General features: G+C 41.3%; 3 protein-coding genes. 1 reads left to right on the top strand and 2 read right to left on the bottom strand.

Annotation, left to right across the window (positions count from 1 at the left end; genetic code table 11):
• Positions 1-127: 127 nt before the first annotated feature.
• Positions 128-1,210 carry a DEAD/DEAH box helicase gene (locus tag HT691_RS03570; RefSeq protein ID WP_172925253.1) on the bottom strand — a complete coding sequence of 361 codons (1,083 nt, stop codon included), beginning with the start codon at positions 1,208-1,210 and terminating at the stop codon, positions 128-130.
• Positions 1,207-2,184 (bottom strand): Gfo/Idh/MocA family oxidoreductase, encoded by a 978-nt coding sequence (locus tag HT691_RS03565; protein ID WP_172921828.1) that lies wholly within the window; start codon positions 2,182-2,184, stop codon positions 1,207-1,209. Before HT691_RS03565 ends, HT691_RS03570 begins: the two co-directional genes overlap by 4 nt.
• Positions 2,185-2,380: 196 nt before the next feature.
• Between HT691_RS03565 and HT691_RS03560 the strand changes: the two genes are divergently transcribed.
• A partial coding sequence (locus HT691_RS03560) for a PD-(D/E)XK nuclease family transposase (protein ID WP_172923419.1) occupies positions 2,381-2,831 on the top strand: 451 nt, incomplete at its 3' end.

Below are 2,831 nucleotides of genomic sequence, written 5' to 3'. Positions count from 1 at the left end.
ACGAAGTCAGTAACCATACATACGGCAAGGCGAAGCTAATGCGGTTTGAAGAGATTTTTGAAGAGTATAAAATTGAATTGCTTATAAAAAAGCTCCATACACTGGATGTGTATAGAGCAATGGGGCTTTATTTAATATAGAGTTCTTGATTTTTCAAGACAATTTCACGTACGCTCACAAATTTCTTGAGTTTTTTAAGTTCTTCTGGATGAGTGACGAGAGTGATAACATAACCTTCCTTGCCCATGCGACCTGTACGGCCAGCGCGGTGAGTGTAGGTTTCAATATCTCTAGGAATATCAAAGTTTACGACACATTCTAGGCTATCGATATCAATTCCTCGAGCCAAAAGGTCTGTTGCTAGAAGCAGGGTTAGTTGCTTGTATTTAAACTTTTCTAAGATGACTTTTCTAAATTTGACATTAACATCACTAGCGAGGGAAACAGCTAATATATCCCGATACTGTAGTTTTTCCTCTGCACTTCCAAGGTCTGATAGGCTGTTAAAGAAGACCAGACCGCGGAAATCCTCCACATGAGCTAGTTTTCGTAGCATATCCACTCGGTGACGTTGGTCTACCTGCATATAGAAATGTTGGATGTTATCTAGTTTTTGGTCAGAGAGATCAATGGTACGTGTGTTTGGCGCAATCTTTTCTTGGTCAAACTTAGTCGTCGCACTCATATAGACGAGTTGGTGGTCACGCGGTGCGTAGTGAGTGATTTTCTCAACAAAGTGAATCTGAGAATCATCTAGCAATTGGTCGAATTCATCCAGGATGATGGTTTCCACATTCATCATCTTGATTTTTTTCAATTTAATGAGTTCAAAGATACGTCCAGGAGTTCCAATCAGAATTTCTAGTCCTTTTTTTAGGCGTTCAATCTGGCGTTTCTGGCTCGAACCTGATAAGAAGAGTTGGGGAGTCAAGCCGATAGTCTCAGCCCACGTTTTACATACATCAAAAATCTGTCCAGCAAGCTCTGTATTTGGTGCTAGAATCAAGAGTTGCTGCGCTTTTTTCTTTTGTAGTCTGAGAAGACTTGGTAGGAGGTAAGCTAGGGTCTTACCGGTTCCTGTTGGACTTACTCCTAGAAGATTTTCTCCTGCAAGAATGGGCTCAAATAGTTGAGTTTGAATGGGGGTAAATTCTTGGAAACCGAGTTGGTCACTTAGTTCTTGCCATTCAGTAGGTAGTTTGCTTTTCATTTTTCTGCCTCAAATCTAATGCCAGCAGTCTGGCGCATGGTATATAGTAGCTCATGAACAGAGCCTGCATCATCCAGCCAAGTCTGGTAGAGTGTCTGGTCTGGTTGCTGAATCATGTGTGCAAATGCAGTGACTTCCTCAGTCATCGTATGAGGAGCCTGTTGAATAGGGAGCTGGACTTGATTGCCTTGGTGGTCGGTAAAAATAGCTGAGCGAATATGCTCAATCGTGTTGAGGGTCAAGGTTCCATTTGTTGTGTAAATTTCGCAAGGAAGATTGGAAGTGATGTTTTTCCCAGCCTTGATATGAACTTGAAAGTCAGGGTAGAAGAGGATACCGTCTCCATTTAGGTCTATGCTATTGTCAAGCTGTTGAGCCATGTAGGTTGCGTCCTCAGCTTTTCCAAAGAGACGAACGGCAGCGTAGAGAGGATAAATCCCCAAATCCATAAGTGCTCCACCAGCAAAACGCTCTGAAAAGACATTGGGCGTATGCCCAGCCAACAAGTTAGGCATTTTGGAAGAATATTTGGCATAGTTGAAATCTGCCCCCAAAATTTGTTTGTCTGCTAAAAAGTTTTTGATGATAGTGAAAGCTTTTTCATGGTAATTACGAGCTGCTTCAAAGATAAAACAGTGATTTTTTTCAGCTGTTTGAACCAAATCCGGCCAGTCTTGTGGCTGAGTGACAGCTGGCTTTTCAAGAATGACATGTTTACCTGCAGACAAGGCAGCCTTTGCCTGAGCAAAATGCAAGGAGTTTGGACTGGCAATATAGACTACATCGAAGGAGCTCTTGAAGAAGTCTTCTAATTGATCAAATAGTTGGATATCCTGATAGCGAGAAGCAAAGGTTGCTGCGGTTTCAAGTTTCCTAGAATAGACTGCGACCAGCTGGTATTTCCCACTAGCATGGGCTGCTTCTATGAAGTGGTGGCTGATATCGCCAGTGCCAATGATACCTAATTTAAGCATAAATACTCCTTTTCTGATTTTAAATCCTTCTTTTATTATAACATAGATAGACGGGACTATCCAACAGAGGGGAAAAATTTCAAATAAGCGATTAGCTTTCTTCTGAAGAAAAGCTTTCTTTTACGAATAAATAGATAGAAGCATCAAATCTAGCAAATTAGATTAAAAAATGTGCTATAATAGAAGGAGGAGAAGGATGATTCTAAGACATCCGGGCATTAGCCCGACCAACGACTTGGTTGCTAAGAAAATTTTTAGCAATCCAGAAATCACTTGTCAATTTATTCGCGATATGCTGGACTTGCCAGCAAAAAATGTGACGATTTTGGAGGGAAGTAACATTCACGTCTTGCCTTCCCTGCCCTACTCGGCGCAGGATTTCTATACCAGTATAGACGTCTTGGCGGAGTTGGATAATGGCACTCAAGTAATCATTGAAATCCAAGTCCATCATCAGAATTTTTTCATCAATCGTTTATGGGCTTATCTGTGCAGTCAGGTCAATCAAAATCTTGAAAAAATTCGCCAGCAAGAAGGCAATACTCACCAGAGCTACAAACACATCGCACCAGTATACGCTATTGCAATTGTGGATAGTAATTATTTTCAAGATGATTTGGCTTTCCACAGTTTTAGCATGCGAGAGG

The sequence above is a fragment of the Streptococcus sp. 477 genome, from assembly GCF_013277295.1.
Lineage (GTDB): Bacteria > Bacillota > Bacilli > Lactobacillales > Streptococcaceae > Streptococcus > Streptococcus pseudopneumoniae.
This window is presented reverse-complemented; position numbering and strand designations above follow the sequence as displayed.